Below are 26,441 nucleotides of genomic sequence, written 5' to 3' on the forward strand. Positions count from 1 at the left end.
CGGATGGCGGAAAGTTCCTGGTCGCTCGGTCGTGCCCTGCGCGGCATGTTCGTCAAGCCCACGATCGACGAGACCACGTGGGAGGACCTCGAGACGGCCTTGATCCAGGCCGACTTCGGCCCGGACATCACCGAGCGCATCGTCGACGAACTGCGGGCGAAGGTCGAACGTTATCGCACGACCGACCCGAAGGACCTGCAGCGTATGCTGCGCGAAACGCTCGAAGAGCACTTCGCCAAGTTCGACACCACGCTGAACCTCACCGAACGGCCGGCTGTCGTTCTGGTCGTCGGCGTCAACGGCGTGGGCAAGACGACGACGATCGGCAAGTTCGCGAAGTTCCTGCAGCGCTACGGTCGCTCGGTCGTCGTCGGTGCGGCCGATACCTTCCGCGCCGCCGCCGTCGACCAGCTCGCGACCTGGGCCGAGCGCGGTGGGGCGGCGATCGTGCGGCCGCAGCAAGAGGGTCAGGATCCCGCATCCGTCGCTTATCAGACGATCGAGTATGCGCAACGGACCGGCACCGAGATCGTGCTGATCGACACCGCCGGGCGCCTCCACACCAAGGGTGGGCTCATGGACGAGCTCGGCAAGATCAAGCGCGTGATCGAGAAGCAGGCGCCGATCAGCGAGGTGCTGCTCGTTCTCGACGCGACGACAGGTCAGAACGGCGTGATGCAGGCGCAGGCGTTCCTCGAGCACGCCGGCGTGACGGGTCTCGTGCTGACGAAACTCGACGGATCGGCCCGCGGGGGCTTCGTGCTCGCGGTGCAGGAGCGCACCGGCATCCCCGTCAAACTCCTGGGCCAGGGCGAAAGCATCGGGGACCTGACGGGTTTCACCCCGCACGTCTTCGCGTCCGCGCTCGTCGACTGAAGCGGCTGAACGCGCGCCGACAGCGGCCGCACAGATCTCGGTTCGCCTCGTAAGTGGCGCCGCGCCGCGTCGGGCTACCGTGTACGGCATTCGGCTGGTTACATGGGGGAATGGCGATCGAGCACGACTTTTTCGGAGTACTCGAGTCCGGACCGGATGGATCGATCTTCTGGTCCGAGAACATCGAGCTGGGAGACCAGTCGGTGACGGTCGATCTCACCGCGCCCGATCAGGACGATGTCTCGTCCGCGGCGCTGGACATGGCAGCGACGCTCGTGTCGTCGATCGAGGAGGTCGACCGCCGGGCGCGCGACGCGATGCTGTCACTCTTCGACGACCGCACGAGCGAGGTGACCGAGTACATCATTCAGCAGCAAGAAACTCTGGGCGATGACATCGAGGGCATGCTCACCGACATCTCGGGCGACATCGCCGTGGATGTCATCCGATCCCTGCAGCTGATGAGCATGACGATCCTCGCCGACGAGATGGGCAGTGGCGACCCGTTCGCCGTTCTCGAGTACGCGCTCGACCCGGATGCGACCGACGACGTGCTGCTGGTCAACATGAGCAGCGACGGCGACGTGCAGTCGGTCACCAGCGCCGAGTAGCTACAGCAGGTCGCTTCGACAGGCTCAGCGACCGGTCCCTGAGCTTGTCGAAGGGACCAGACCGAGATCTCAGACCGCCTGAGCGAACCCCAGGTCGGCGGCCTCGGCGATATGCGACAGGTGCGCGGGAATCTCGAGCCCCTTCGATCGCATCGACTGCGCCCAGAGGCGCCCGGCGCGGTACGACGACCGCACGAGCGGACCCGCCAGCACGCCGAGGAATCCGATCCTCTCGGCCTCTTCCTTGAACTCGACGAATTCTGCCGGCTTGACCCAACGCGCCACCGGCAGGTGCCGCGGCGTGGGCCGCAGGTACTGGGTGATCGTGATGATGTCGGTGCCGGCATCGTGCAGGTCCTGCAGTGCCTGGACGACCTCTTCGGGCTCTTCGCCCATCCCGAGGATCAGGTTGGACTTGGTGATGAGGCCGGCGTCGTGCGCCTGCGTGAGGACGTCGAGCGAGCGCTCGTACCGGAACGCGGGGCGGATGCGCTTGAAGATGCGCGGCACGGTCTCGACGTTGTGGGCGAACACCTCGGGGCGCGCATCGAAGACGACGTTGAGCAGGTCGGAGCGACCCGAGAAGTCCACCGCGAGGATCTCGACGCCCGTGTTGGGGTTGGCGTCATGGATGCGCCGGACCGTCTCGGCGTGCAGCCACGCGCCCTCGTCGGGCAGGTCATCGCGGGCGACGGCCGTGACGGTCGCGTAACGGAGTTGCATCTGCGTGACGCTTTCGGCGACGCGCCGCGGCTCGTCCATGTCGTAGTCAGCGGGCTTGCCCGTGTCGATCTGGCAGAAGTCGCAGCGCCGCGTGCACTGCGAGCCGCCGATCAGGAACGTGGCCTCGCGGTCTTCCCAGCACTCGAAGATGTTCGGGCAGCCCGCCTCTTGGCAGACCGTGTGCAGGCCCTCGTCCTTCACGAGGGAGTGCAGGGCCGTATATTCGGGGCCCATCTTCGCCTTGGTCTTGATCCACTCGGGCTTGCGCTCGATGGGGGTCTCGGCGTTGCGGATCTCGAGCCGGAGCATCTTGCGGCCGTTCGGCGCGGTCGCGGGCGTCGAGCTCGCGCCGTGCGTGTGCGAGCCCGACCCGCAGGCCGGTCCGCACCCGCTCACGCGGCGACTCCCATGTACTCGTTCTGGAACGCCGCGCTGACGGTGTCGAGGATGTCGCGGGGTGAGACATCCGCTCCCACCACCTCGCTGACCGTTGTGACCCCGGCATCCGTGATCCCGCACGGGACGATCGCGCGGAACGCGGCGAGCGAGTTGTTGCAGTTGATCGCGAAGCCGTGCATGGTCACGCCGCGCTGGACGCGGACGCCGATCGCTGCGACCTTGTCTTCCGACAGGGGTCGACGTACCCAGACCCCGCTGCGGCCCTCGACGCGGTAGCCGTCGACGCCGTGGGTGCGGAGGACATCGATCAGGATGCCTTCGAGGCGCCGGACGTGCGCGACCACGTCGATGGGCTCGTGCAGACGGACGATCGGGTAGCCGACGAGCTGCCCGGGCCCGTGCCAGGTGATCTTGCCGCCTCGATCCACATCGATGACGGGGGTGCCGTCGTTCGGGCGTTCGTGTGCCTCGGTGCGCTTGCCGGCCGTGTAGACGGCCTCGTGTTCGAGCAGCAACATCGTGTCGGGGCGAGCGGAGGAGACCACGTCGGCGTGGACACGGCGTTGCAATTCCCATCCCTCGAGATAGGGGACGTAGTCGGGCGCTAGGCCGACCGTCTGCACTTCGAGCACGCGAGCTCCCTCGTCGGTGGGATCAATTGCTGGATCGCGTCCAACAATACCTCGCTGCCGGATTCCGTCGCCCCAAAACGCTCCGCTGCCACAGATCGATCGTCGGTGCCCTCCCGAACGTCGATCTGCGACAGCGGAAGCGAGGAGCAGGACGGTGCGGGTAGCCTGACCGCATGTCGTCGGAACCGCGTGGTCGCCCGCGCGCTTCGTCGCGGGAGGTGCTGGCCGAGGCCGCGTGCGAGCTGTTCCTCGAGCAGGGATACGGCGCAACCTCCGTCTCGGACATCACACGCCGGGCCGGGGTGAGTCGGTCGAGCTTCTTCAACTACTTCCCGTCGAAGGCGGACGTGCTGTGGGGCGGCTTCGACGAGCGGATCGCCGAGCTGGGGGCGCAGCTCGAGCCCATCGAGGGCGCGGATGCGGGGGCGGTAGATGTCGATGTGCGCGCTGCGCTCGCTTCGATGGCCCAGGGTTTCGCGCCGGACAGCCTCGCGCTGGCGCTCGTCAACGCCCGCCAAATGGAACTCGACGATGAGCTCGAGCGTGAAGCATCCGTGCGCCAATCGCGCATCGCGCGCGTGTTGGCGGAACGGATGCGCGGAGCCGGCGTCGAGGAGCTGCGTGCCGCGGTCATCGGTTCGGCGTATGGGGGAGCGCTGATGGCGGCCGTGGAGGAGTGGGCGCGGCAGGGCGCGGGTCGGGTCTCGCTCGGTGACGTGCTGGATCGTGCACTCGCCGTCGTGAGCTTCCGCGTCGGGTGACGGACGTTCGGCGCGTTGCCGGACACGTACGGAGTGAAGGCACCCCGACGATGGAGGCACAATGACCGGCGATCCGCTCGACGACATCCTGCAGCGCTCGGCGCCGCACGTCTCGTCTGCTCGCGACGCAGATGTGCGCGCCATGATCAGCGCAGCGCGCGCCCAAGCTCCGGTGCGACGGGGTGTGCCGCGGATCGCGCTGGGCGTGAGCCTGGCTGTCCTATTGGTCGGCAGTGCTGGTGTGGCCACGGCATCCTCCGTCTGGGATTGGGGGTCCGGTATGTCAGACCCCGATCGGAGCTATACGTATACGTCGCCCACATGGGGCTCGTGTGAGCTGCGCTTCGGCGACTACGTCGCAGCGAACCCTCTGCGGCAGGCCGAGCTGGATCACGTGATCAACGAGTGGTTCGCGAACACTGACATCGAGGCGGAAGCGGCTCCCCTGGTGGGGGAGTATCTCCAGCAGATCGAGGAGGACCAACGCACAGATCCCGACATCGTCGTCGCCGATCCGCGTTTGCCGGACCTGAACTACTGGTTTGCCAGCGACCAGGCAGTCGGCGAGCTGCTCGATCGTGAGCTGAAGGAGCACGGCTTCGACGGCGGCGAGGGAACCGGCCTCGCTTCGGGGGCGGGCCAGGTGCACTGCGACGACGAGCAGTGGCAGTGAGCCGCTCTGACGAGCGACGCCTCACCGCCGCTCTGAGAGCAGCATCCGACGATCTGCGGGCGTATCTGCAGCGTCGCGTCGGTGCGGACGACGCGCCGGATCTGCTCGGCGAGACGATGGTCGTCGCGTGGCGGCGGCTCGTCGATCTTCCGCGCGAACCGGAGCGTGCGCGGATGTGGCTCTTCGGTATCGCGCGAGGGACCCTGCTCAATCACGCCCGGGGAGAGCGACGGCGATGGGCGCTGGCCGATCGGATCCGAGGGACGGGGGCGGATGCGGTGGCCCCGCCCTCCGACGAGGGCGCTGACGCACGGGACGCGATCGACCGGCTGGATTCCGACCTCGCCGAACTTGTGCGGCTCGTGCATTGGGAGGGGCTGAGCCTGGTCGATGCGGCGGACCTGCTCGGCATCCCGGCGTCGACGGCGCGCGGCCGCTACCAGCGTGCGAAGGACGAGCTGCGCGTTGCGCTCGGGGTGGAGGTCGGCTGACGCCGGCGTCGTTTCGTCTCTCGCGTAAACTCGACGCATCATGGCTACCTTCGGCACCCTCTCCGATCGGCTTACCGATACGTTCCGCAACCTTCGCAAGAAGGGACAGCTGACTCCGGCGGATGTCGATGGCACAGTTCGCGAGATCCGGCGCGCCCTGCTCGAGGCTGATGTCGCGCTCGTGGTCGTCAAGGAGTTCACCGCGAAGGTCCGCGAGCGCGCGCTCGGCGACGAGGTCAACAAGGCGCTCAACCCGGCCCAGCAGGTCGTCCAGATCGTCAACGAAGAGCTCATCGCGATCCTCGGCGGCCAGCAGCGCCGTCTGCAGTTCGCCAAGACCGCGCCGACCGTCATCATGCTCGCGGGCCTGCAGGGTTCGGGTAAGACGACGTTCGCGGGCAAGCTCGCGAAGATGCTCGAGAAGGACGGCCACACGCCCCTCCTCGTTGCCGCCGACCTGCAGCGTCCGAACGCCGTCAACCAGCTCCAGGTCGTCGCCGGCCAGGCGGGCGCCGCGATCTACGCGCCCGAGCCGGGCAACGGCGTCGGCGACCCCGTGCGGGTTGCGCGTGACGGTGTCGAGACCGCGCGCCGCCAGCAGCACGACGTCGTCATCATCGACACAGCCGGACGCCTCGGCGTCGACGCCGAGATGATGAAGCAGGCTGCCGACATCCGTCGCGGGACGAACCCGGACGAGGTCCTGTTCGTCATCGACGCGATGAGCGGTCAGGATGCCGTCAACACGGCCAAGGCCTTCCAGGAGGGCGTCGACTTCACCGGCGTCGTGCTGTCGAAGCTCGACGGCGACTCCCGCGGTGGCGCGGCACTGTCCGTCGCGTCCGTCACCGGCCGCCCGATCATCTTCGCGTCCACGGGCGAGGGCCTCGATGACCTCGAGGCGTTCCACCCCGACCGCATGGCCTCGCGCATCCTCGACCTCGGTGACATCCTCACCCTCATCGAGCAGGCGCAGGGCGCCTTCGACGAAGAGGAAGCCCGCAAGGTCGCCGAGAAGATCGCGACCGACAGCTTCACCCTCGAGGACTTCCTTCAGCAGATGCAGCAGCTGAAGAAGATGGGCTCGATGAAGAAGATGCTCGGGATGCTCCCGGGCATGGGCGGGATGAAGGATCAGCTCGAAAACTTCGACGAGCGCGAGATCGACCGCACCGAGGCCATCATTCGGTCGATGACGCCGGGCGAGCGCCGCAACCCCAAGGTTCTGAACGGCTCGCGGCGTCTGCGCATCGCGCGGGGATCCGGAATGACGGTGACCGACGTCAATCAGCTCGTGCAGCGTTTCGACCAGGCCGCCAAGATGATGAGGACTGTCGCCCGCGGAGGCACCCCCCAGATTCCCGGCATGGGTCCGATGCCGGGCGCGCGCCCCGGCGCTTCGTCGAAGCGCGGCAAGCAGGCGAAGGCCAAGGGTGGGTCGCGGTCGGGTAACCCGGCGAAGCGTGCGGCCGAGTCATCCGGAGTCGTCGCGAAGGCCCCCACGGGTTCGGGCTTCGGCCTCGGCGCGGGCGCTGCGGCGAAGGAGCCGACCGAGGCGGACCTCGCCGAGATCCAGAAGCTCTTCGGCCGCGGCTGAGCGCTCGACCGCGCCGGTCTGTATCGCGAGATAAACGCCGAAACACCCATCGTGCGACGAAACACCCCATGTCGAGGGGTGTCTGGACGCAAACGGGGTGTTTCGGCGGGCGGACCGTGGGCGTGAGCGGAGCGTGAACGTCAGGCGCCGAGCTTCGCGAGGTGCTCGCGCAAAGTGGGGCCGGCCCGGAATTCCCGGATGAGGTGTTTGACGACCTCACGTAGGTCTCCACCCGCGGCATCCGCCACCAGAACCTGGCGCGAGTAGCTCGCACCGCTCGCCAAGATCTCGCCCACGCCCGCGAACTCGCGCGCGCAGTGCAGCTCTTCGGCAATCGTCTCGAGCCGCTCCATCGTCTCGCGGATGTGGTCGGCGACCGGCACCTGCGTGCCCTGGCGGTCGACGATCACCCGCGCGTCGAGGCCGTACCGGGCGGCTCGCCACTTGTTCTCGCGGACGAACCACGGCTGGATGATCGTCAGGTCGCGGCCCGCGTCGAGCTCGCGCGAGAAGTGCTCGACGAGCGTCTGCACGAGGGCTGCCACCGCCGCGAGCTCGGGCAGCGTCGACATCCCGTCGCACGCACGCACTTCGATCGTGCCCCACTTGGGTGCCGGACGGATGTCCCACCGCACCTCTGTCGCATCCTCCATGACGCCGGTGCCGACCATGTCCGCGAGGTACGACTCGTACTCCGCCCAGTCCGTCAGTGGCCAGGGGAGGCCCGCGGTCGGCAACTGCTGGAAGACGAGGGAGCGGTTGGACGCGTAGCCCGTGCGCTCGCCCGCCCAGAACGGGCTCGATGCCGAGAGCGCCTGCAGATGAGGCAGGTAGACGGCCAGGGCGTTGACGATCGGCAGCACCTTGTCCACATCGTCGACGCCGACGTGCACGTGGATGCCCCAGATCATCATGTTGCGTCCCCACCACTGGGTGCGCTCGATGAGCGTGTTGTACCGGGTCTTGTCGGTCACGCTCTGCTCGTACCACTGGGCGAACGGATGACTGCCCGCACACAGCAACTCGACGCCGAGAGGATTCGTGATCTCGCGCACCGCCGCGATGGCGTCGGCGATGTCGTCGACGGCAGCTTCGACGGTGTCACCGATACCGCTCGTCACCTCGACGGTGTTGGTGAGCAGCTCCTCGGTGACGGTGTATCGCTCATGTTTGGTGGCCTCGCCGACCGGCCCGGTGACCTCGCTGGCCCGACCGACGAGATCGCCGGAGTCGCCATCGGCGAGCATGATCTCCCACTCGAGTCCGACCGTCGACCGGCCGGAGGACGCGAAGGTCACAGTCATGCGCTCAGTCTGGCACGCAGGATGGATAGCGCCCATGACATCCGGATGGTTCGCGACGCACCCCGTCATCTGGCAGAATGGTGGGTCGGGTGGGCGCTCGACCCTCTATCCAGCGCCCGGTCCCTTTCATTTGAGCTTCCGCCGGGTGTGCACCCCACTCTCCAGGCGATCGGTTCGTCTTTCCGTAATTCACATTCAGGAGAATCGTGGCTGTCAAAATTCGTCTCAAGCGCATGGGCAAGATCCGCGCGCCGTACTACCGCATCGTTGTCGCCGACTCGCGCACCAAGCGCGACGGCCGTGTCATCGAAGAGATCGGCAAGTACCACCCGACCGAGGAGCCCTCGTTCATCGAGGTCGACTCCGACCGCGCGCAGTACTGGCTCGGCGTCGGTGCCCAGCCGACCGAGCAGGTCGCCGCGCTGCTGAAGCTGACGGGCGACTGGGGCAAGTTCAAGGGTGACAAGGACGCGGTTTCGACCGTGCGTGTCGCCGAGCCCAAGAAGCCGTTCGAGGCGGATGCCGCCAAGAAGGCCGTTCTCGTGCCGAAGGCCGAGAAGAAGGCTCCGAAGGCGGACGAGTCGGCCGAGGCCGACGCCCCCGCAGACGCCGACGCGAACGCAGCTGAGTAGTCCGTTGCTTTCCGCCGCACTCGAACACCTGGTGAAGGGCATCGTCGATCACCCCGACGAGGTCCGGATCACGTCCGCAACCTCCCCTCGCGGGGAGGTCCTCGAGGTGCGCGTGCACCCCGACGATCGCGGGCGGGTGATCGGGCGCGGCGGACGCAACGCCAAGGCCCTGCGCACCCTCATCGGCGCTCTCGCGGGAAGCCGACGCGTTCGCGTTGATGTCGCGGACGACTGACGTGGCCGAGAAGGCCACGCCGCCCGAGGGCGCGAAGACGCAACTCCGAGTCGGACGCCTGGTCAAGGCGCACGGCTTGAAGGGTGCGCTCAAGCTCGAGCTGTACACCGACGACCCCGCGGGCCGTTTCGCTCCGGGTTCGACGTTCACCCTGCAGGTGCCGGAGTCATCCGCCTGGCACCGAAAGACACTGACGGTCCGCGAGTTCCGCTGGATGAACACGCACCCCGTCGCCTTCTTCGAGGGCGTCGACGATCGTGATGCCGCGGAAGGTCTGGTCAAGGCGATTCTCTGGATCGACGCGGATGCCACGGCCCAGCCGACCGAAGAAGACGCCTGGTACGACCACCAGCTGGTGGGCCTCGATGTCGTCCGTGATGGAGTGAGCATCGGCACGATCGTGCGCGTGGATCACATGCCCGCGCAGGACCTGCTGATCATCAAGGCGGGCGAGAACGAGGTCATGGTGCCGTTCGTCGCCGCGATCGTCCCCGAGGTGGACATCGCCGCGGGCCGTGCGACCGTCACGCCACCCCCGGGGCTATTCGAAGAGATCGCAGACGACAGCTCCGAAGAAGGCGCTCCCGAAGCTGGCGCTGAGGAGCCCGAGGCACCCGAGGCGTCCGCAGGCAGCGCCGACGTCCAGAAGTAACCGGCCAGCCGCACGTCTTCGAGCGCGCGAGTGACCGGTCAGTCTGAGATAGCCACGGTCGCTTCTCGTTCGAGGGTGACGACCGCCGTTTTGAACTCCGGCATCTTCGACAGCGGATCGACGGCGTCGCTGGTGAGCAGGTTCGCACTCTCGCCGTCGGCGTAGTGGAACGGCAGGAAGACCGTGTCAGGCCGGATGTCGATGCTCGTCGCAACGGTCGCCGCGACGGAGCCGCGGTGGTTCGAGACGCGCACCCGTGCACCGTCCGTCATTCCGCGGTCTCGAGCCGTGACGGGGTGGATCTGCACGACCAGGCCGGGGTGCGCATCCCGGAGTTCGGGCACCCGGCGGGTCTGGGTGCCGCTCTGATAGTGCTCGAGCAGCCGCCCGGTCACGAGCGTCAGCTGATCGCCCGTGGCCGCTTCGAGCACCGGTCGAGGGCGCACGGCGACGAGCTGTGCGCGTCCGTCATCCGTCGCGAAGCGGTCCGCGAAGAGCCGAGGGGTTCCGTGTGACCCGATCGGATAAGGCCAGTGAGCGCCGACTTCCGACCCCTCCAGCGCGTCCAGCATCCCGTGGCTGAGTCCCGAATAGTCGGCCAGGCCGCCGGCCGAGGCGCGTGCCAGCTCGTCGAACACGACGGCGGGGTCGGTGCTCCACACTCCGGGCGCCGCAAGGCGTCGTGCCAGTTCCGACATGATCCAGAGTTCGCTGCGTGACCCGTCGGGAGCATCGACCGCGCGTCGGCGGCGCAGGATGCGCCCCTCGAGGTTCGTCATCGTGCCCTCCTCTTCTGCCCACTGCAGCACGGGGAGGACGAGGTCGGCGACACGAGCGGTCTCGGAGAGGAAGAAGTCGCTGACCACCAGCAGGTCGAGCCGCCCGAGCGCCTGCCGCACGCTCCCGACGTTGGGCGCCGAGACGACGACGTTCGAGCCGTGGACGAGCAGTGCACGAATGCCGCCCTGCGTACCCGCCGACTGGAGCAGTTCGACGGCGGGTAGTCCTGGCCCGGGCAGATCGTCGGGCGATACGCCCCATACCGCAGCGACGTGTTCGCGCGCGGCGGGATCGGTGATCTTGCGGTACCCCGGCAGCTGATCGGCCTTTTGCCCGTGTTCGCGGCCGCCCTGGCCGTTGCCCTGCCCGGTGAGCGTTCCATATCCCCGACCGGGCACGCCCGGAAGGCCGAGGAGCAGGGCGAGGTTGATGGCCGCAGTCGCGGTATCTGTGCCGTCGACGTGCTGTTCGACACCGCGTCCGGTCAGGATGTACGTCGACCGCCCGGCCGCGAGTCGTCGCGCCAGATGACGGAGGACGGATGCCGGCACGCCCGTCGTCTGCTGCACGCGCTCGGGCCACCACGGCGCAAGGCTCCGCCGCAACCCTGCGATGTCCGAGCAGCGCTCGCTCAGGTACGTCTCGTCGTGCAGGTGCTCGTCCAACACGACGTGAGCGAGTCCGAGCAGGAGGACGAGGTCGGTGCCGGGTACGGGCTGGATGTGCAGGCCGGCGCCGTCGTCGGTCAGGCGCGCGGTTGTGCTGCGGCGCGGGTCGACGACGATCAAACCGCCGGCGGCTCGGGCGCCCTGCAGATGCGACATCAGCGGCGGCATGGTGTCGCCGACGTTCGACCCGAGCAGGAGAACGGTGTCGGCAGCGTCCAGATCGGTGAGCGGAAACGGCAGGCCACGATCGATCCCGAACGCACGATTCGCTGCCGCCGCGGCCGACGACATACAGAAGCGCCCGTTGTAGTCGATGCGCGACGTCCGGAGCGCGATGCGGGCGAACTTGCCGAGCTGGTACGCCTTCTCGTTCGTGAGGCCGCCGCCCCCGAACACACCGATCGCGTCGGCGCCGTGTTCGTTCCGAATACGGGTGAGCTCGTGCGCGAGCTGGTCGAGCGCGTCATCCCACGAGATCGGATGCAGCTCGCCATCCGTTCCCCGGCGGAGCGGGGAGGTGAGCCGTCCGGGCACGGTGAGCAGCTCGGCGGACGTCCAGCCCTTTTTGCACAGACCGCCGCGGTTGGTCGGGAAGTCCCGTCCCGATACGGTCACTGGGCTGCCGGGGTCGCCGCCGACAGGCCCGTCCAGCCGCATGGCGCACTGCAGGGCGCAGTACGGGCAGTGCGTGTCGGTGCCGTGCGATTCGTGCGTGTCGGTGCCGTGCGGTTCGTGCGAGGCGTCGCCCGACGTGGCCGCCGACGCAGCGCTCACGCGGGCGCCGTTTCGAGCGATCCGGATGCCTCGATCATGTCGGCGATGCGTGACCGGCAGCTGCCGCAACCGGTGCCGGCGCGCGTGCACCGACCGACTTCGGCGACGCTTGAGCACCCGTCGAGGATGGCCGCCTCGATTACGCCGGCCGATACCGCGTTGCAGACGCACACCGTCGCCTCGGGTCCGGCGATCGAGCGCGTCGCCTCGCCCGCGGAATCGAGGCGCAGCAGGAGTGAGCGGTCGGAGGGCAGTTCCGCTCGCCGTGCGTAGAGGACTCCCAGCTCCGCGGCCGTTCGCGGCATCCCGACGCTGACGAAACCGGTCAGGACGCCGTCTCGCGTGACCATCTTCGTGTAGGCGCCGTGCTCTTCGTCGGCCCAGACGGCCACGCCGGGCGCCACTTCGCCCCTGGGTGCGGGGGTGAACGGTTCGGGAGCGATCTCGCCCGCGGAGACGAGCTCGACGCCCTCGCTCTTGAGCACCACCATCGCCGGGAGCTCGTCATCGAATGGCGCCGCGAGCGCTCCGTCGACATCCGAGACGAACGCTCGCGCCAACCATTCCGCTTGACGCCAACCGGGCCCGATCAGCCCGCTCGGGCCACCGGGAACCCTCTTGTCGTGCAGGTGCGTGGCCGGATCCGCGATGTGCGCGCAGTCTCCGATCGCGTAGACATTCGGATCGCTCCACGAGCGCAGTCCGTGATCCACCAGAATCCCGGCGTCCGCGCGAAGGCCCGCCTCCGTCGCAAGGTCCGTGCGAGCTTCGACGCCGCACGAGAGCACGAGCACATCGGCTTCGATGCTCCTGCCGTCCGAGCTGACGAGCGCGTGAAACCGTCGCACCCCGTCCGCGTCGACACGCGTGACGATCGCCTCTGCCCGTGTGTGCGGAACGACCTGGACGCCGGCCGCGGCGAGTGAAGCGCTCAGGACCCAGGCCGCGCCGCGGTCGAGCTGGCGCGGCATGGGCGCGGGGCCGAAATGCGCGAGGGTCGGCACCGCCGCCGCGCCCGCGAGCATCAGGGCGAGTTCGATCCCGAGTACACCGGCACCGAGCACGACGACGCGTCCGCCCGCCGCAACGACCGCTCGCAGTGCATTGGCGTCATCGAGGTCGCGGAGAACCTGTACCCCCGCCGTGAGAGCGCCGCCCCCGTCCAGAACCGAGGAGTGGGCAGTGTCGCCGGCAGCGTCGGTTGGCGTTTGACAGGGGACCCGCTCGAGTCCGTCGAGGTGCGGCACGCGGGCACGAGCCCCCGTCGCCAGCACCACGCGGTCGTAGGGCAGTCGGGTCCCATCGCCCAGCTCCACGATCCGAACGGACCGGTCGATTCGATGGGCGTGCACGTTCGCGTGGATGAGCACGCCCGCTGCGGTCAGCGCGTCGATGTCGAGGAGATCGAGATCGTCTCGGTCGGCGCGTCCCACCGCGAACTCCGCGATCCGAACCCGGTTGTAGGGCGCCCCCGGCTCCGCGCCGACGACGGTCAGCTCGATTGCGCCCGACGCGACGGCGGGCACGATCTCTTCGGCGAAGCGGGCTCCGACCGGACCGAAACCGATCAGGACGACCCGCAGCGGGACGATGGGGGACACGCGGGTCAGATTCGCTGTCCCGCGAGGCTGCGGCGCGGGAGCACGTATACGAAGACGGTCAAAGCGAGCAGCACGACGTAGGCGCCGACGAAGCCGTAGAACGCGGCGACATAGGCGCCGGTGGCAAGTTGCGAGGCGTTCAGGATCTGGGGGATCACGAACCCGCCGTAGGCGCCGATCGCCGAGATGAGACCGAGGGCCGCCGCGGCCTTGCGCTGCCTGGACGCGGATGTCGACGCGTCGGCCGCGATCGCGAGGCCACGGGCGGCGAACACGTTCGGGATCATGCGATAAGTGGACCCGTTGCCCACGCCGGTTGCTGCGAACAGCACGAGGAAACATCCGAGAAAGACCCAGAAGCTCTGGAGTGGAAGCGCCCACACGAGTGCTAAAGCGCCCAGGGCCATGGTCCCGAACGCCGCCACGGTGACGCGTGCTCCACCGAAGCGATCCGCCAACCGCCCGCCGAAGGGCCGAGCGACCGATCCTACGAGGGCGCCCAAGAACGCCAGCGAAATCGCGGCCTGCCCGACCTGCAGGGTGGAGAACGCCGGGAACTGATCCGCGATCAGTTTCGGGAAGACGCTCGCGAAGCCGATGAACGACCCGAACGTGCCGATGTAGAGGAGCGCCAGGAGCCAGAGGTGCGGTTCCCGCAGCGCAGCGGCGGAACCCGCGACATCCGCCTTCGCGTTCGACAGATTGTCCATGTAGCGCCAGGCTCCCCACATCGCGAGCAGGATGAGCGGAATCCACATCCACCCCGCGAGGGCGATGTTGAGCGTGGCCCCGGCACCGATCGTGACGGCGATCGGCACGGCGAACTGTGCAACCGCGGTGCCGATGTTGCCGCCCGCCGCGTTCAGACCGAGCGCGAAGCCCTTCTCCCGCTGGGGGAAGAAGTAGGTGATGTTCGCCATGGAGCTGGCGAAGTTGCCGCCGCCGAAGCCGGCGAGTGCTGCCACGAGGAGCATGACGCCGAACGGCGTGTCGGGATTCGAGACGACGATTCCCAGGAGGACAGCAGGAATGAGGAGAAGTCCGGCCGAGACGATGGTCCAGTTGCGTCCGCCGAAGCGCGCGACCATGAACGTGTAGGGGAAGCGCATCGTCGCGCCGACGAGGCTCGGCAACGAGATCAGCCAGAACGACTCCGAACTCGTGAATGCGAAGCCCGCGCTCGGCAGCATCACGACGACGATGCTCCACAGCTGCCAGATGATGAAGCCCAAGAACTCCGCGAAGATCGACCAGTTGAGGTTGCGACGCGCGATCGCCCGCCCCTGCACCTGCCAGAATCCGAGGTTCTCGGGGTCGTAACCGTCGATCCACCGGCCCGGCCTGTGCGTAAGGACGACCGCGTCGGGCGACGCGAGATCATGGGGCGATTCGGTGGTGTTGGCGTTCGGGGGTACGACGGTCGTTGTCATGGCGTCTCTCCTCGTGAAGTTAGGACTGACGCTACGGACGGGGTGTTTCGGATGGTGGGCCCGCGCGGTTACTTCTGGGTCACGTCTGCATCACTCGCGCGGACGGGTAGCGGTTAGTACTTCGTCACACGGTCGAAACATGAGGGGATGCCTAGACTCGAGTCCGTGCGCATCGACATCGTGACGATCTTTCCCGCCTTCTTCGATGTGCTGGATCTGTCGCTCATCGGGAAGGCACGCGAGCGGGGCATCCTCGACCTGCGCGTGCACGACCTGCGCGACTGGACCTCGGACCGGCACCGAACGGTCGATGACACGCCCTACGGGGGTGGGGCCGGGATGGTCATGAAGCCCGAGCCCTGGGGCGATGCACTCGACGCCACGCTCGAAGACGACGCGGTGCTGATCGTGACGTCCCCCGCGGGGGAACTCTTCACGCAGGGCATGGCCCGCGAGCTTGCCACGGAGAAGCAGATCGTCTTCGCGTGCGGCCGGTACGAGGGCATCGATCAGCGGGTTGTCGATCACTACGCAGCGAAGGGTCGGGTGCGTTTGGTCAGCCTGGGCGACTACGTCCTGAACGGCGGGGAGGTCGCGGCGATGGCGATCATCGAGGCGGTCACGCGCCTGATCCCGGGGTTCGTCGGAAATCCCGAGAGTCTCGTCGAGGAGTCCCACGAGGACGGACTGCTGGAGTACCCCAGCTACACCAAGCCGCCCGTGTGGCGGGGGCTCGAGGTCCCCTCCATCCTTCTGAGCGGAAACCACGGCGCTATCGCGGAGTGGCGTCGAGCGCAGAGCATCGAACGCACGCGCGAGCACCGTCCGGATCTGCTGCCCTGATCGGTACGTTCTGTCTCACTCCGCGCGGGCGAACAGCCCCGCCGTGAGTGCGGCGGCCGCCGCACGGTACCGTTCGACGATCAGGGCGGCGATCCGCATGTCCGGGGCGAGGGGTTCGGTCACGACATCCGCACCGGACCGGCCGATCACGTCGTGGAAGTGGCCCGGAGCGAGGACGTAGCTCGCCGCGATGACCCGCTCCGCACCCGCGGTGCGGGCGGCGACGACCGCGTCGGGGATGCGCGGCTCGGCACCCGCGGCGAACGCGACCGTGACGGGGCTCAGGATGCAGCGCTCGAGCAGTCGCGTCATCTCACTGACGGCGACCGCAGCAGCGGGATCGCTCGAGCCCGCGGCGGCGAGAACGACGGCATCGCCGCCGCTCGCCCCGGCGACCGCCAGGCGGGATTCCAGCACGAGAGCGAGCAGGTCGTGAGGACCGAGAGCGGGTGTTGCAACGGCGCGGCCCGAATAGGGCGCGACGGCACGCGCGATATCGACCCGGGTGTGGTACCCCGCCGACAGCAACACGGGGACCACGACGGCCGTATCGTCTTGTGAGCGTCGGAGTTCCCGCTCCACGACATCCGCGATCTCCGGCTCCTGTACGTCGACGAAAGCCTCCTCCACCCGCACTTCCGGCAAGAGGGCGCGGACCTGGTCGAGGAGGGCCGAGATCGCGGCGCGTCCGGACGACGATCGTGTTCCGTGCGAACAGGCGATCAGCGTTGCGGTCATCGTCGCTCCTCCGCGGGTTCGATGATGTTCAGGCGATAGCCGCGCTTCACCACGGTCTTGATGAGATCCGGTGCCGCGAGCGCTTCGCGAACCCGGGCGACTGCCATCTCGACCGCGTGCGTGTTGTCGCCCGATCGGGGCAGCGCTCCCTGCAGGTTGGTCCGCGAGACGACGCCCCCGCGAGCGTCGAAGAGGGCGGCGAGCACATCGATTCCGGTCCGGGAGAGGGGGATGAGTCGCCCGTCGAGCACCGCACCGGTGCTGCGCAGCTCGAGGCGGCCGGCGCCCGTGTCGAGGCCGGGGGCACGTCCGCCGCCGAAGTGCGTCACGACCGACCGCACGAGAGACCCGAGTCTTCCGCGCTCGGCGATGAGAGGATCCAGCAGCGCCGCCTGGAGCGGTCCGGCTGTGATGGGCCCGACAGCGGCCATGAGCACGCGGCCGCTCCGCACGCGGTCGCGGATGTCGTCGAGCACGCGGTCGCGCTCCGCCGCGGCGACCCATTCCTGAGCGCCCGGGGCCGAGGTGAACAACACGGCGTCGACCTCGCCGGCGCCCGTCGCGATGACCGATCGCCGAACCGCTTCGGCGTCCGGAGGCGGGCCCCAGCGGTAGACGGTCAGGCTGACGACCTGGGCCCCGTGCGTCTCGAACAGTTCGTCGAGGCCGTCGGCGCCTGATCCGTGGTGCTGCACGGCGATCCGCCGCCCCGAGACACCCTCCGCGAGGAGAAACTCTCCGAGCTCGACCGACGTCTCGGACTCGGCAACCCAGTCGGCCGCGAATCCCGCCTGCTGGATCGCCCCGCGCGCCTTCGGCCCCCGCGCGACGATCTGAGCACCGGCGAGCGCGGGCTGCAGATCATCGAGCAGCCCTGCCTCGTCCGCGGCCTCCATCCAACCGCGAAAACCCACACCGGTCGTGACGACCACGATGTCCGGTGGTGTGGCGATGAGTTCACGGGTGCGCTCAATCAGGGCTTCGTCGTCGATGTGCGGCACGATCGTCAGGGCGGGCGCGTGCCGCACGGTCGCACCGTGTCGCTCGAGGGCTGCCGCGAGTTCGCCGGAGCGACGGTCGACGGCGATGACGATCGTGCATCCGGCCAGAGCGGAGGAGAGGGTGGGGCGGTCTGTCACCGGTGCGGATCACCCGTCCGTGTCAGGGCGGACTCGGCCGATGCGAGATGCGGCATCAGGAGGTCGGGATGAGCGACCTCGCCGATCACAATCACGGCCGGGTTCTGTACGCCGGCCGCGGCCGCGTCGTCCACGACGGAACCGAGCGTCGTACGTGTCGTGCGCTGCCGAGGCGTGTGCCCGCTCTCGACGATCGCCACGGGTCGGTGGATCGGCGCACCCGCGGCGATCGCGGCGTGGACGAGCCGGGGGAGCGCCGCGACCCCCATCAGGACGACCGTCGTCACCGCGTCGTCCGCGATCGCCGCGAGCGTGGCGCCGGTGATCTCGGCCTGACCGTTCACCACGTGCACCGAGGCCGAAACTCCGCGGTGGGTGACCGGGATTCCGGCGGCCGCCGGGACGGAGACGATGCTCGTCAAACCCGGGACGACCTCGACGGGAATCCCGGCAGCACGGCATGCGATGACCTCTTCGCCGCCACGTCCGTACACGAACGGGTCACCGCCCTTGAGACGAACCACGCGCTTGCCCGCGCGCGCGTGCTCGACGAGCAGGTCGTTGATCGCCTGCTGCGGAACGGGATGATTCCCCGGCTGCTTACCGACATCGATGATCTCGACGCCCGGATCGAGCTCGGTGAGAACGTCGGTGGGTCCGAGACGGTCCGCGATCACGACATCCGCTTCCGCGAGCAAACGCCGGCCTCGGACCGTCATGAGGTCTGCGGGACCGGGTCCGCCGCCCACGAGGTCGACGCGTCCCGCGGCGCGCGCTCGGCGACGGCGAAGGGGGAGCCGCCCCTCGCGCAGCATCGTCCCGATCTCATCACGCAGGTGCGCGGCACGTCCGGGGTCGACCCCGGCATCCGACATCACGCCCACGACCACATCTCCCGCGCGCGTCTCGGCGGTCAACCGTGCCGTGCCGTGGGCCCCGTCGGATGCGTTGACGCACAGGATGCGCCGGCGCTCGCATTCCGCTGCGATGTCTGCGTCCACCCGAATGTCTCCTGTCGCAACGTGGACGAGCCAGGCGCCGCCGATGTCGGAATACCGGGCGCGTCTCGAGGTCCACGCGACGACGTGCGTGTCCACGAGCTCCCGCACGTCATCGCACAGTTCGGGGGAAACGATCCGCACGTCGGCGCCATCGTCGAGGAAACGCTGCAGACGCCGAGCGGTCACCGATCCGCCGCCCACCAAAAGAACGTCGCGGCCGGCGAGCGAGACCCCGAGCATCGTCGTCATCTCCCCGCCTCCATCTTCAGAAAGAGCTCGCCATCCCGCACCTGTGCCGGCCAGACGTCCAGAACGCGTTCGTCCTTGCCCTGTGTATCGAGGCAGATTCCGGTGCGCAGATCGAAAACCTGCTTGTACATCGGCGAAGCAACCGTCGGCACCCCGCCACGCGTGCCGACGATACCCCGCGACATCACGTGAGCGCCTGAGTAGGGGTCATGATTCGACACGGCGTAGATCTCGCCGTCGTGCAAAAGGAAGAGCGCAACCTGCGTCATACCGACGAGAGCCGCGCGCCCACGCTCCGGCTCGAGTGCATCGAGCGGACAGATCCGTTTCCAGCCCGTGGGTGCGGATACCTCGACGGGCCGTGTCTCTGCGATCGTCATCGTCGAACCTCCAAGGTCGTTCCGGCGATCAGCACACCGGAGTCGGCACGCTCCTCGCGCGTCGCGGGGCGGGGCTGCCCGCGCTCGGCTGTGTAGGCCAGCGACGGGTCGGGAGTTGTCGGCGCGTTGACGAACGAGGCGAACCGTCGCAGTTTTTCCGGGTCCTCGAGCGTGGCCTTCCACTCGTCCTCGTAGTTGTCGACGTGGGACGCCATCGCGGCATCGAGATCGGCGCAGATTCCCAGCCTGTCGTCGAAGATCACCGCCCGCAGTTCGTCGATGCCGCCGTCGAGATCCTGGAACCAGGGGGCCGTCCGCTGCAAGCGGTCCGCCGTGAAGATGTAGTACATCAGGAAGCGGTCGATAGCGGTGAGCAACTGCTCGTCGTTCAGCCCCTCGGCGAACAGCACCGCATGGCGCGGGGTGAACCCGCCGTTGCCGCCGACGTACATGTTCCAGCCCGCTTCGGTCGCGATCACGCCGACGTCCTTGCCACGCGCTTCTGCGCACTCGCGAGCGCATCCGGACACGCCCAGCTTGATCTTGTGTGGCGAGCGGAGCCCGCGGTACCGCAACTCCAGGTGCACGGCCATGCCTACGGCGTCCTGCACGCCGTAGCGGCACCAGGTTGATCCGACGCAAGACTTGACCGTGCGGAGAGACTTGCCATAGGCGTGACCGGATTCGAAGCCCGCATCGACCAGCCGCTTCCAGACATCCGGCAACTGCTCGAGACGCGCACCGAACATGTCGATGCGCTGGCCGCCCGTGATCTTCGTGTACAGACCGAAGTCCTTCGCCACCTGCCCGATGACGAGAAGCCCCTCGGGAGTGATCTCGCCCCCGGGTATGCGCGGCACGACGGAGTAGCTGCCGTCTTTCTGCAGGTTCGCCATGACGTGGTCGTTCGTGTCCTGCAGGGTCGCGTTTTCGCCGTCGAGGACGTGAGCGCCGACCAGGGTGGAGAGGATGCTGGCAAGTGCCGGTTTGCAGATGTCGCAGCCGCGACCCGTGCCGAATCGTTCGATCACGGCGCTGAAGGTTCGCAGGCCCGACACGCGGACGGCGTCGAAGAGCTGACGGCGAGAGAAATCGAAGTGTTCGCAGAGTGCCGTGCTGAGGGTCGCGCCCGACTTGGCCAGCTCGCTGCCGACGATCGATTTGATCATCGACACGCACGAACCGCACGCCGCGCCCGCCCGCGTGCAGGTTTTGACGGACGCGACATCGCGGCATCCCTCGGCACCGACGGCGTGTCGGATGGTTCCGGCTGTGACGCCGTTGCAGGAACAGACGAGCGCGGTGTCTGGCAGTTCGCCCGTCGGCGCGGCGACACCGTCCGCGGGGATCAGGTACGCGGAGGGGTCCCCGCCGAGAGGCCCGCCGACGAGCGGTCGCAGCGATCCGTACGCCGAGGCATCGCCGACGAGGATTCCGCCGAGCAGGGTCTTCGCGTCGTCGGAGAGGACGAGCTTCTTGTAGACGCCGGCGACGGGGTCGGTGTAGACCACGTCGAGCGCACCCGGTGTGGTGGCGAACGCGTCGCCGAAGCTCGCGACGTCCACGCCGTTCAGCTTCAGCTTGGTCGAGAGGTCATACCCCGGGAAGGATGCATCGGCTCCGAGCAGGCGGCTCGCGGCGACCTCGGCCATCGCGTACCCGGGGGCCACGAGGCCGACGCACGCGCCGGCGTAGTTGGCGACCTCGCCGATCGCGTAAACGCGCGGGTCACTCGTCTGACAGCCGTCGTCGATCACGACCCCCTGCCGCTCATGCACCTGCAGGCCGGCCACGCGTGCCAACTCGTCCCGCGGGCGCACTCCCACCGTGAAGATCACCAGGTCGGCGCTTTCGCGGCTCCCGTCCCGAAGGACGATCCCCTCCACGCGCGAATATTCGTCACGCTCGACCCGTGTGGTGATCGATCCGGTCCGCACCCGGATGCCGCGAGCCTCGATCAGGCGTCGCAGTGTGTTGCCGCCGCTGACGTCCAGCTGAGTCGACATGAGTCGATCGGATGACTGCACCACCGTGCACGCCACTCCCAGTCCCTGAAGGGCTCCGGCGGCTTCGAGGCCGAGGAGCCCGCCGCCGATGACCGTGCCGGCGAGGGGGCGATCGAGCTCGGCGCTACGGCGTTCGACGAATGCGCGGAGCGACTCGACATCCGTGAGCGTCCGGTAGACGAAACATCCGTCGGCGTCGGCACCCTCGACAGGGGGACGAGCGGCGTAGGAACCGGTCGCCATGACGAGTCGGTCCCACTCGATCCGCGCACCCGTGCTCGTTGTGACTGAGGCTTGCTCGAGATCGATGCTCGTCACGGCCTCGCCGTCGACGAACCGTACCCGAGGGTCGGCGAAGACAGAACGGTCCAGGCTCAACGCATCGGCGTCTGCCCCGGCGAAGTACCCGGTCAATCCCACACGATCGTAGGGATGGCGTCCTTCTTCGCCGATGACCGTGACCCGCCAGTCCGCCCCGGCACGACTGAGCAGGCTCTCGACGAACCGATGCGCCACCATTCCCGCACCGACCACGGCGACGTGCGTGCCAGCGCCCTCGGTGCTCATGGCGCCACCGTACGTCGGTGATGTTGCCGCGGCATCAGCGGATTGTTTCGATGTCGCGACAGAAATCGGTGCGGGCGGCGGAGCCGCTTCCGAGGCCGATCCGGCTGTCGGGCGATGCGCGTCCTGGGTCATGACGTCTCCTGCGATCGACGTGGATGGGTCGGTCGTTTTAGGCTAGGAGCACGGTGTTTCGCGGCAGGACGACGTTCGGTTACCCGCAGCGAACGTTTCCCTCACTGCCGGGTGAAGCGCGTTGTGAGATCTTTCAGATCGGGCGCCGCGGACTCACAGCGGGGTCGGAAGTTACAGCCCCTCGAGGCCCTTGCCGATCAGGACGAAGCCGAAAACCACGAGCAGCAGCGCCATGATGGCCGTGTTGTGGAGAGTCAGCCAGTCGCGGAGCCCGGACAGCACATTCGCCATGCGATGCGGCGCAACGACCGCCGCGAGGACGATGGCGAGCACCGCGATGGAAGCCGTCGCGACGTAAACGACCCCGGCCGTGAGCGCCACATCGGCGCTGACGGTTGCGGACCCGATGGAGATGCCCGCGGCGATACCCAGCAGGGCATTCTTGGGGTTGGCAGCGGAGAGCAACAGCCCGAGTCCGATGCTGCGGGCCGGGCTCGCCGACATGAGCCCCGACATCCAGGCGGGCAACCGAGCCTCGGCGCCACGAGCCGCGGCGATCTTGCGGACGGCGAGGATCAGCAGTGCGATGCCGAACGCGATGCGAACCCACGCGAACATCGTGGGTGTGCTCCCCGGGTCATCGCTCTGGAGCAGCTCGGCCGCAACAGCACCGACCAGGACCACGATCGAGCAACCGACGATCCAGCCGACCGCGAACGCCGCGCCGCTGAGACGGGGCTTCGTCGACATGACGATGAGCACGGCGGCGATGAGGGGGATGGGGCTGAGCCCCGCGGCGACCGCGAGAGGCAGGATGTCGCCGATGACCTCGTTCATGACCCGATCCTGGCAGATCCGCGCATCCGGGCGCGCCGTCGCCGTTCGTTACGTGCCGTTCATCTGCAGAGCCATCGATCACGCAAGAATCGAGCGGGGCCCGAGGTGCGGGCGCGAAGGGACACGTATGCGCCGCGCGAAGATCGTCGCCACTCTGGGGCCAGCCTCGTCGTCGTATGAGGTGATCGAGGGGCTCGTTCGAGCCGGGATGGACGTCGCCCGCCTGAACCTCAGTCACGGTGCGTACGCGCAGCACGAAGAGACGTACGCGAACGTGCGTCGTGCAGCCGACAGCACGGGTCGAGCCGTCGGGATCCTCGTCGATCTGCAGGGACCGAAGATTCGCCTCGGTCGGTTCGCGGACGGGCCACACGTACTGGAGACCGGTGACCTCTTCACGATCACGACGGAGGATGTCGTGGGTACCCGCGAGATCGTCGGCACCACGTTCGCACCCCTGGCGCGTGACGTGAAGGTCGGCGATTCGATCCTGATCGATGACGGCAAGGTTCGGCTGCGAGTACTCGAGACCGATGGGGTCAGCGTTCGCACCGAGGTCGTCGTCGGGGGAGCGGTCTCCAACAACAAGGGCCTGAATCTTCCGGGCGTCGATGTGAAGGTGCCGGCGCTCAGCGAGAAAGACGAGGCCGATCTGCGTTGGGCGTTGGCGCTCGGCGCCGACATGATCGCGCTGTCGTTCGTACGGTCGGCGAAGGACGCGCATCCGGTGCGGCGGGTGATGGCAGAAGAGGGCCGCTTCGTCCCTGTCATCGCGAAGATCGAGAAGCCGGAGGCCGTCGCCGTCCTGCACGAGATCGTCGACGCGTTCGACGGTGTGATGGTCGCGCGCGGTGACCTGGGCGTCGAGCTACCGCTCGAGCAGGTGCCGATCGTGCAGAAGCGGGCGGTCGAGGATGCGCGGCGCTGGGCGAAGCCCGTTATCGTCGCCACGCAGATGCTCGAGTCGATGATCGAGAATCCCGTGCCGACGCGGGCCGAGACATCCGATGTCGCGAACGCCATTCTGGATGGGGCGGATGCCGTCATGCTCTCGGGTGAGACCGGCGTGGGCGCGCATCCGATCACCGTCGTCGAGACGATGGCGCGCATCATCGCGTCGACAGAGGAGCAGGGGCTCGACCGGATCGCGCCCCTCGGAACCAAGCCCCGCACCCAGGGCGGCGCGCTGACGCTGGCCGCGGCGAGCATTGCGGACTTTGTCGACGCGAAGTACGTGTGCGTCTTCAGCCAGTCCGGGGACTCGGCGCGGCGGATGGCTCGACTGCGCTTCCGTCTGCCGACCCTGGCCTTCACCGACCTCGCGTCCACGCGTTCGCGCCTGGCGCTGTCGTGGGGTGTCGAGACTTTCCTGGTTCCGCGCGTTCCGACCACGGATGAACTCATGCGCATCGTCGACGAGGTCCTGCTGCAGACGGGTCGCGCGGTGCCCGGCGATCGGGTGATCGTGACGGCGGGTGCCCCTCCGGGGATCGCCGGCTCGACGAACAACGTGCGGGTCCACCGCGTCGGAGACGGCGTGGGGGCGGACATCGCGAGCGAACTCGCCGCACGCGCCCCGGTCGGTCACTGAGCTTGTCGAAGTGACGAGCGGTGCACGGTCACTGAGCTTCTCGAGGCGAACCGCAGATCACTTCACGCCGAGGAATGACCGGTCGGTGAGCACGATCGGTCCGTCCGCGGTGATCGCGATGGTGTGCTCGGCATGAGCGCCTCGCGAACCATCCGCACTGCGGAGCGTCCAACCATCCGGATCCGTGATCAGCTCGTCGGTCGTCTGCAAGAACCAGGGCTCCAGCGCCACCACCAGGCCCGCGCGCAGCGGGTAGCCGCGACCGGCCTTGCCGTCGTTCGGGATGTGCGGGTCGCCGTGCATGATGCGCCCGACGCCGTGGCCACCGAAGTCCGTATTGATCGAGTAGCCCTCGCTGTGCGCGACACCGGCGATGGCAGCGGAGATATCACCGATCTTGTGGCCGACGGTCGCGCTCGCGATTGCAGCATCCAGGGCGCGCTCCGCCGTGTCGATCAGGCGCAGGTCTTCGTCCCGCGGTGTGCCGACGACGAACGACACCGCCGAGTCCGCGACCCAGCCATCGACCGCCACCGCGAAATCCAGCGATACCAGGTCGCCGTCGCGAAGGACGTAATCGTGGGGGAGTCCGTGCAGCACGGCATCATTGATCGACGTGCAGATCACTTTGCCGAACGGGCTCGCGCCGAACGACGGGTGGTAGTCGATGTAGCAGGACTCCGCTCCGGCGCGCTTGATCAAGTCGTGAGCACGACGATCGATCGCGAGCAGGTTGGTGCCGACTTTCGTCTCGTCGCGCAGCGTCGCGAGCGTTTCAGCGACGAAACGTCCGACGGGACGCATCGCTTCGATCTCGGCGGCGGTGCGCAGTTCGATCATCGTGTTCCTTTCCTGCTTACCCTCCATTGTGTCGGACTCCCGGCGGCGTCCCTTCCGACAGCGCTGAGAGGTTGCCCAGCGCATGCACTCCGGCGCCCGTTCCGGACGCGACGAGGCGTACCATCGTTCACATGTGGCTGCGGCGTGCTTTCTTCCACTGGTTGATTCCAGCCGCCTTCTTGCTGCCCATCTGGCTGCTCGTCGGCTGGGGAGTGTTTCAGGGCGGCGCCGGACCCTTCCTCTGGGTTCTGTTCATCGCGGTTCCGTCCGTCTTCCTCGGCCAACTGCTTCTGACCCTCCTGGTTCGCGCTCGTCCGACCGTGCGCGCGCAGCGCGCCGTCTCGTGGTGGGATGTCGCGGGTTTCGCGCTCTGGCATGCGCTGACGATCGCGGTCGGCTTCTTCGGCCCGTGGTTCGCGCCGCTGCTGGTCGGCGCGATCATCGTGGCCGTGGCGCTTTTCTGGTTGAGCCTCTGGCAGCTCTGGAGCGAGGCGCGCTCGGGCACAGGCCGAGTCGTGCTCCGTTACTCGACCGCTTCCGGCGGAGTCACGCCAGGCGGAGTCACTTCGGAGGGCAACACCTTCGATGGAGTGCGCGCGGCGCGCGAGTCGAACACCCGCGACGGGGACGTGATCGTCCTCTCGGAGACAGCCCAGCCCGGCGAAGGTCGCGTCTCGCACTGACGCGGTTTGGCGGCCCCGGGCATCCGTGGCAGAATAGGCGTTTGTGCCGCGACCGGCTCTGCCACAGGGGAGTCCAAGGGTCGAACTGATCCCGCATCGCACGACCTTCATCCTTTTCACACCTTCACCCGCGCCCGACCCGTGGCGGACGCAGAGAGATAGATCATGCAGATCCTCGACGCCGTTGATGCAGCATCGCTGCGCACAGACATTCCCGAGTTCGGCCCCGGTGACACCATCAAGGTGCACGTCAACATCACCGAAGGAACGCGCTCGCGTATCCAGGTCTTCCAGGGTTTCGTGCTCGGTCGCTCGGGCGATGGCGTGCGCGAGACCTTCACGGTCCGCAAGATCAGCTTCCAGGTCGGCGTGGAGCGTACCTTCCCGGTGCACAGCCCGGTGATCGACCACATCGAGGTCGTCACCCGCGGTGACGTCCGTCGCGCGAAGCTCTACTACATGCGGAACCTGCGCGGCAAGAAGGCCAAGATCAAGGAGAAGCGCGACAACTGAGTCGCCTTTTCCGACAAGACCCCGTGGTTCACGCCACGGGGTCTTGTCGTTTTCAGACCATCTGATCGATGTACGGATGTGTG

26 protein-coding genes are annotated in these 26,441 nt (G+C 67.9%); 13 read left to right on the plus strand and 13 right to left on the minus strand.

Annotated elements, in window-relative coordinates; all coding sequences use genetic code 11:
• The first annotated feature begins 3 nt into the window (after nt 1–3).
• Nucleotides 4–876 (plus strand): signal recognition particle-docking protein FtsY, encoded by an 873-nt coding sequence (gene ftsY, locus CGU34_RS09015; protein ID WP_100813892.1) that lies wholly within the window; start codon nt 4–6, stop codon nt 874–876.
• A 110-nt stretch (nt 877–986) separates the two neighbouring features.
• Entirely contained in the window at nt 987–1,487 is a 501-nt protein-coding gene (locus CGU34_RS09020) for a DUF2004 domain-containing protein (RefSeq protein ID WP_036296915.1), read from the plus strand.
• Between the two features lie 69 nt (nt 1,488–1,556).
• Here the strand turns inward: CGU34_RS09020 and lipA are convergent, their stop codons facing one another.
• A complete protein-coding gene (gene lipA, locus CGU34_RS09025) occupies nt 1,557–2,519 on the minus strand; it encodes a lipoyl synthase (RefSeq protein WP_036296949.1) in 963 nt (320 codons plus the stop codon).
• An 83-nt stretch (nt 2,520–2,602) separates the two neighbouring features.
• Nucleotides 2,603–3,241, minus strand: a complete 639-nt coding sequence (gene lipB, locus CGU34_RS09030; RefSeq protein WP_100813893.1) for a lipoyl(octanoyl) transferase LipB — start codon at nt 3,239–3,241, stop codon at nt 2,603–2,605.
• Between the two features lie 173 nt (nt 3,242–3,414).
• Here lipB and CGU34_RS09035 point away from each other — a divergent pair, with 173 nt between their 5' ends.
• The 4 genes from CGU34_RS09035 (at nt 3,415) to ffh (ending at nt 6,763) form a co-directional block, all read left to right on the plus strand.
• Nucleotides 3,415–4,002, plus strand: coding sequence for a TetR/AcrR family transcriptional regulator (locus CGU34_RS09035; protein WP_036296921.1), 588 nt, complete (start codon nt 3,415–3,417; stop codon nt 4,000–4,002).
• A gap of 61 nt (nt 4,003–4,063) precedes the next feature.
• Nucleotides 4,064–4,675: a hypothetical protein gene (locus CGU34_RS09040; protein WP_036296924.1), complete on the plus strand. Its 612-nt coding sequence runs from the start codon at nt 4,064–4,066 to the stop codon at nt 4,673–4,675.
• Nucleotides 4,672–5,166, plus strand: a complete 495-nt coding sequence (locus tag CGU34_RS09045) for an RNA polymerase sigma factor (RefSeq protein WP_100813894.1) — start codon at nt 4,672–4,674, stop codon at nt 5,164–5,166. Before CGU34_RS09040 ends, CGU34_RS09045 begins: the two co-directional genes overlap by 4 nt.
• A 40-nt stretch (nt 5,167–5,206) precedes the next feature.
• Nucleotides 5,207–6,763 carry a signal recognition particle protein gene (ffh, locus tag CGU34_RS09050; RefSeq protein WP_100813895.1) on the plus strand — a complete coding sequence of 519 codons (1,557 nt, stop codon included), beginning with the start codon at nt 5,207–5,209 and terminating at the stop codon, nt 6,761–6,763.
• A gap of 140 nt (nt 6,764–6,903) precedes the next feature.
• Here the strand turns inward: ffh and CGU34_RS09055 are convergent, their stop codons facing one another.
• The gene (locus tag CGU34_RS09055; protein ID WP_100813896.1) at nt 6,904–8,067 is read right to left on the minus strand and encodes a glutamate--cysteine ligase; all 1,164 of its coding nucleotides are present in this window, start codon (nt 8,065–8,067) and stop codon (nt 6,904–6,906) included.
• A gap of 206 nt (nt 8,068–8,273) precedes the next feature.
• On the opposite strand from CGU34_RS09055, the gene rpsP reads away from it, so the two are divergent.
• From rpsP to rimM, 3 genes are read left to right on the plus strand one after another with little or no spacing between them, the layout of a single operon-like run.
• Nucleotides 8,274–8,699 (plus strand): 30S ribosomal protein S16, encoded by a 426-nt coding sequence (gene rpsP, locus CGU34_RS09060; RefSeq protein WP_100813897.1) that lies wholly within the window; start codon nt 8,274–8,276, stop codon nt 8,697–8,699.
• Nucleotides 8,700–8,703: 4 nt separating this feature from the next.
• Nucleotides 8,704–8,934, plus strand: coding sequence for an RNA-binding protein (locus CGU34_RS09065; protein WP_036296939.1), 231 nt, complete (start codon nt 8,704–8,706; stop codon nt 8,932–8,934).
• Entirely contained in the window at nt 8,918–9,586 is a 669-nt protein-coding gene (gene rimM, locus CGU34_RS09070; RefSeq protein ID WP_100813898.1) for a ribosome maturation factor RimM, read from the plus strand. The genes CGU34_RS09065 and rimM overlap by 17 nt, the downstream gene beginning before the upstream one ends.
• A gap of 38 nt (nt 9,587–9,624) precedes the next feature.
• Here the strand turns inward: rimM and CGU34_RS09075 are convergent, their stop codons facing one another.
• Genes CGU34_RS09075 through CGU34_RS09085 form a run of 3 tightly spaced genes read right to left on the minus strand, consistent with a single transcriptional unit; the run spans nt 9,625 to nt 14,839 of the window.
• On the minus strand, nt 9,625–11,808 hold the full coding sequence (locus CGU34_RS09075; protein ID WP_269800298.1) for a molybdopterin oxidoreductase family protein: 2,184 nt from the start codon (nt 11,806–11,808) through the stop codon (nt 9,625–9,627).
• Nucleotides 11,805–13,409 carry an FAD-dependent oxidoreductase gene (locus CGU34_RS09080; RefSeq protein WP_232711611.1) on the minus strand — a complete coding sequence of 535 codons (1,605 nt, stop codon included), beginning with the start codon at nt 13,407–13,409 and terminating at the stop codon, nt 11,805–11,807. The genes CGU34_RS09075 and CGU34_RS09080 overlap by 4 nt, the downstream gene beginning before the upstream one ends.
• Before the next feature lie 5 nt (nt 13,410–13,414).
• Nucleotides 13,415–14,839 carry an MFS transporter gene (locus CGU34_RS09085; RefSeq protein WP_100813899.1) on the minus strand — a complete coding sequence of 475 codons (1,425 nt, stop codon included), beginning with the start codon at nt 14,837–14,839 and terminating at the stop codon, nt 13,415–13,417.
• Nucleotides 14,840–15,004: 165 nt separating this feature from the next.
• On the opposite strand from CGU34_RS09085, the gene trmD reads away from it, so the two are divergent.
• Nucleotides 15,005–15,682: a tRNA (guanosine(37)-N1)-methyltransferase TrmD gene (gene trmD / locus CGU34_RS09090; protein ID WP_036296374.1), complete on the plus strand. Its 678-nt coding sequence runs from the start codon at nt 15,005–15,007 to the stop codon at nt 15,680–15,682.
• Nucleotides 15,683–15,697: 15 nt separating this feature from the next.
• Here trmD and CGU34_RS09095 read toward each other — a convergent pair whose 3' ends face one another.
• The 6 genes from CGU34_RS09095 to CGU34_RS09120 all read right to left on the minus strand — a co-directional run bounded on the left by CGU34_RS09095 (nt 15,698) and on the right by CGU34_RS09120 (nt 22,731).
• Nucleotides 15,698–16,420 (minus strand): sirohydrochlorin chelatase, encoded by a 723-nt coding sequence (locus tag CGU34_RS09095; protein WP_036296371.1) that lies wholly within the window; start codon nt 16,418–16,420, stop codon nt 15,698–15,700.
• Nucleotides 16,417–17,559 (minus strand): uroporphyrinogen-III synthase, encoded by a 1,143-nt coding sequence (locus CGU34_RS09100; RefSeq protein WP_036296369.1) that lies wholly within the window; start codon nt 17,557–17,559, stop codon nt 16,417–16,419. Before CGU34_RS09100 ends, CGU34_RS09095 begins: the two co-directional genes overlap by 4 nt.
• Nucleotides 17,556–18,809, minus strand: coding sequence for a uroporphyrinogen-III C-methyltransferase (gene cobA / locus CGU34_RS09105; protein WP_051513087.1), 1,254 nt, complete (start codon nt 18,807–18,809; stop codon nt 17,556–17,558). Before cobA ends, CGU34_RS09100 begins: the two co-directional genes overlap by 4 nt.
• Nucleotides 18,806–19,189: a nitrite reductase small subunit NirD gene (nirD, locus tag CGU34_RS09110; protein ID WP_036296366.1), complete on the minus strand. Its 384-nt coding sequence runs from the start codon at nt 19,187–19,189 to the stop codon at nt 18,806–18,808. Before nirD ends, cobA begins: the two co-directional genes overlap by 4 nt.
• Entirely contained in the window at nt 19,186–21,762 is a 2,577-nt protein-coding gene (gene nirB, locus CGU34_RS09115; RefSeq protein ID WP_100813964.1) for a nitrite reductase large subunit NirB, read from the minus strand. Before nirB ends, nirD begins: the two co-directional genes overlap by 4 nt.
• A gap of 303 nt (nt 21,763–22,065) precedes the next feature.
• Nucleotides 22,066–22,731, minus strand: coding sequence for a GAP family protein (locus CGU34_RS09120; RefSeq protein ID WP_100813900.1), 666 nt, complete (start codon nt 22,729–22,731; stop codon nt 22,066–22,068).
• Between the two features lie 127 nt (nt 22,732–22,858).
• On the opposite strand from CGU34_RS09120, the gene pyk reads away from it, so the two are divergent.
• The gene (pyk, locus tag CGU34_RS09125) at nt 22,859–24,322 is read left to right on the plus strand and encodes a pyruvate kinase (protein WP_100813901.1); all 1,464 of its coding nucleotides are present in this window, start codon (nt 22,859–22,861) and stop codon (nt 24,320–24,322) included.
• A gap of 57 nt (nt 24,323–24,379) precedes the next feature.
• On the opposite strand, the gene map is transcribed toward pyk, so the two are convergent.
• Entirely contained in the window at nt 24,380–25,162 is a 783-nt protein-coding gene (map, locus tag CGU34_RS09130) for a type I methionyl aminopeptidase (RefSeq protein ID WP_100813902.1), read from the minus strand.
• Nucleotides 25,163–25,293: 131 nt separating this feature from the next.
• Here map and CGU34_RS09135 point away from each other — a divergent pair, with 131 nt between their 5' ends.
• On the plus strand, nt 25,294–25,845 hold the full coding sequence (locus tag CGU34_RS09135) for an MFS transporter permease (protein ID WP_232711612.1): 552 nt from the start codon (nt 25,294–25,296) through the stop codon (nt 25,843–25,845).
• A gap of 165 nt (nt 25,846–26,010) precedes the next feature.
• The gene (gene rplS, locus CGU34_RS09140; RefSeq protein WP_036296357.1) at nt 26,011–26,358 is read left to right on the plus strand and encodes a 50S ribosomal protein L19; all 348 of its coding nucleotides are present in this window, start codon (nt 26,011–26,013) and stop codon (nt 26,356–26,358) included.
• The last annotated feature ends 83 nt before the right edge of the window (nt 26,359–26,441 follow it).

Source organism: Microbacterium lacus, assembly GCF_002812805.1.
Taxonomy (GTDB): Bacteria; Actinomycetota; Actinomycetes; order Actinomycetales; family Microbacteriaceae; genus Microbacterium; species Microbacterium lacus_A.

What these genes read in the sequence shown, in the direction of transcription:
- ftsY (WP_100813892.1), top strand. Translation starts at nt 4, where the DNA reads ATGGCGGAAAGTTCCTGGTCGCTCGGTCGTGCCCTGCGCGGCATGTTC.
- CGU34_RS09020 (WP_036296915.1), top strand. Translation starts at nt 987, where the DNA reads ATGGCGATCGAGCACGACTTTTTCGGAGTACTCGAGTCCGGACCGGAT.
- lipA (WP_036296949.1), bottom strand. Translation starts at nt 2,519, where the DNA reads ATGCTCCGGCTCGAGATCCGCAACGCCGAGACCCCCATCGAGCGCAAG.
- CGU34_RS09035 (WP_036296921.1), top strand. Translation starts at nt 3,415, where the DNA reads ATGTCGTCGGAACCGCGTGGTCGCCCGCGCGCTTCGTCGCGGGAGGTG.
- CGU34_RS09040 (WP_036296924.1), top strand. Translation starts at nt 4,064, where the DNA reads ATGACCGGCGATCCGCTCGACGACATCCTGCAGCGCTCGGCGCCGCAC.
- ffh (WP_100813895.1), top strand. Translation starts at nt 5,207, where the DNA reads ATGGCTACCTTCGGCACCCTCTCCGATCGGCTTACCGATACGTTCCGC.
- CGU34_RS09055 (WP_100813896.1), bottom strand. Translation starts at nt 8,067, where the DNA reads ATGACTGTGACCTTCGCGTCCTCCGGCCGGTCGACGGTCGGACTCGAG.
- rimM (WP_100813898.1), top strand. Translation starts at nt 8,918, where the DNA reads ATGTCGCGGACGACTGACGTGGCCGAGAAGGCCACGCCGCCCGAGGGC.
- CGU34_RS09085 (WP_100813899.1), bottom strand. Translation starts at nt 14,839, where the DNA reads ATGACAACGACCGTCGTACCCCCGAACGCCAACACCACCGAATCGCCC.
- CGU34_RS09095 (WP_036296371.1), bottom strand. Translation starts at nt 16,420, where the DNA reads ATGACCGCAACGCTGATCGCCTGTTCGCACGGAACACGATCGTCGTCC.
- cobA (WP_051513087.1), bottom strand. Translation starts at nt 18,809, where the DNA reads ATGACGACGATGCTCGGGGTCTCGCTCGCCGGCCGCGACGTTCTTTTG.
- nirD (WP_036296366.1), bottom strand. Translation starts at nt 19,189, where the DNA reads ATGACGATCGCAGAGACACGGCCCGTCGAGGTATCCGCACCCACGGGC.
- nirB (WP_100813964.1), bottom strand. Translation starts at nt 21,762, where the DNA reads ATGAGCACCGAGGGCGCTGGCACGCACGTCGCCGTGGTCGGTGCGGGA.
- CGU34_RS09120 (WP_100813900.1), bottom strand. Translation starts at nt 22,731, where the DNA reads ATGAACGAGGTCATCGGCGACATCCTGCCTCTCGCGGTCGCCGCGGGG.
- pyk (WP_100813901.1), top strand. Translation starts at nt 22,859, where the DNA reads ATGCGCCGCGCGAAGATCGTCGCCACTCTGGGGCCAGCCTCGTCGTCG.
- map (WP_100813902.1), bottom strand. Translation starts at nt 25,162, where the DNA reads ATGATCGAACTGCGCACCGCCGCCGAGATCGAAGCGATGCGTCCCGTC.
- CGU34_RS09135 (WP_232711612.1), top strand. Translation starts at nt 25,294, where the DNA reads ATGTGGCTGCGGCGTGCTTTCTTCCACTGGTTGATTCCAGCCGCCTTC.
- rplS (WP_036296357.1), top strand. Translation starts at nt 26,011, where the DNA reads ATGCAGATCCTCGACGCCGTTGATGCAGCATCGCTGCGCACAGACATT.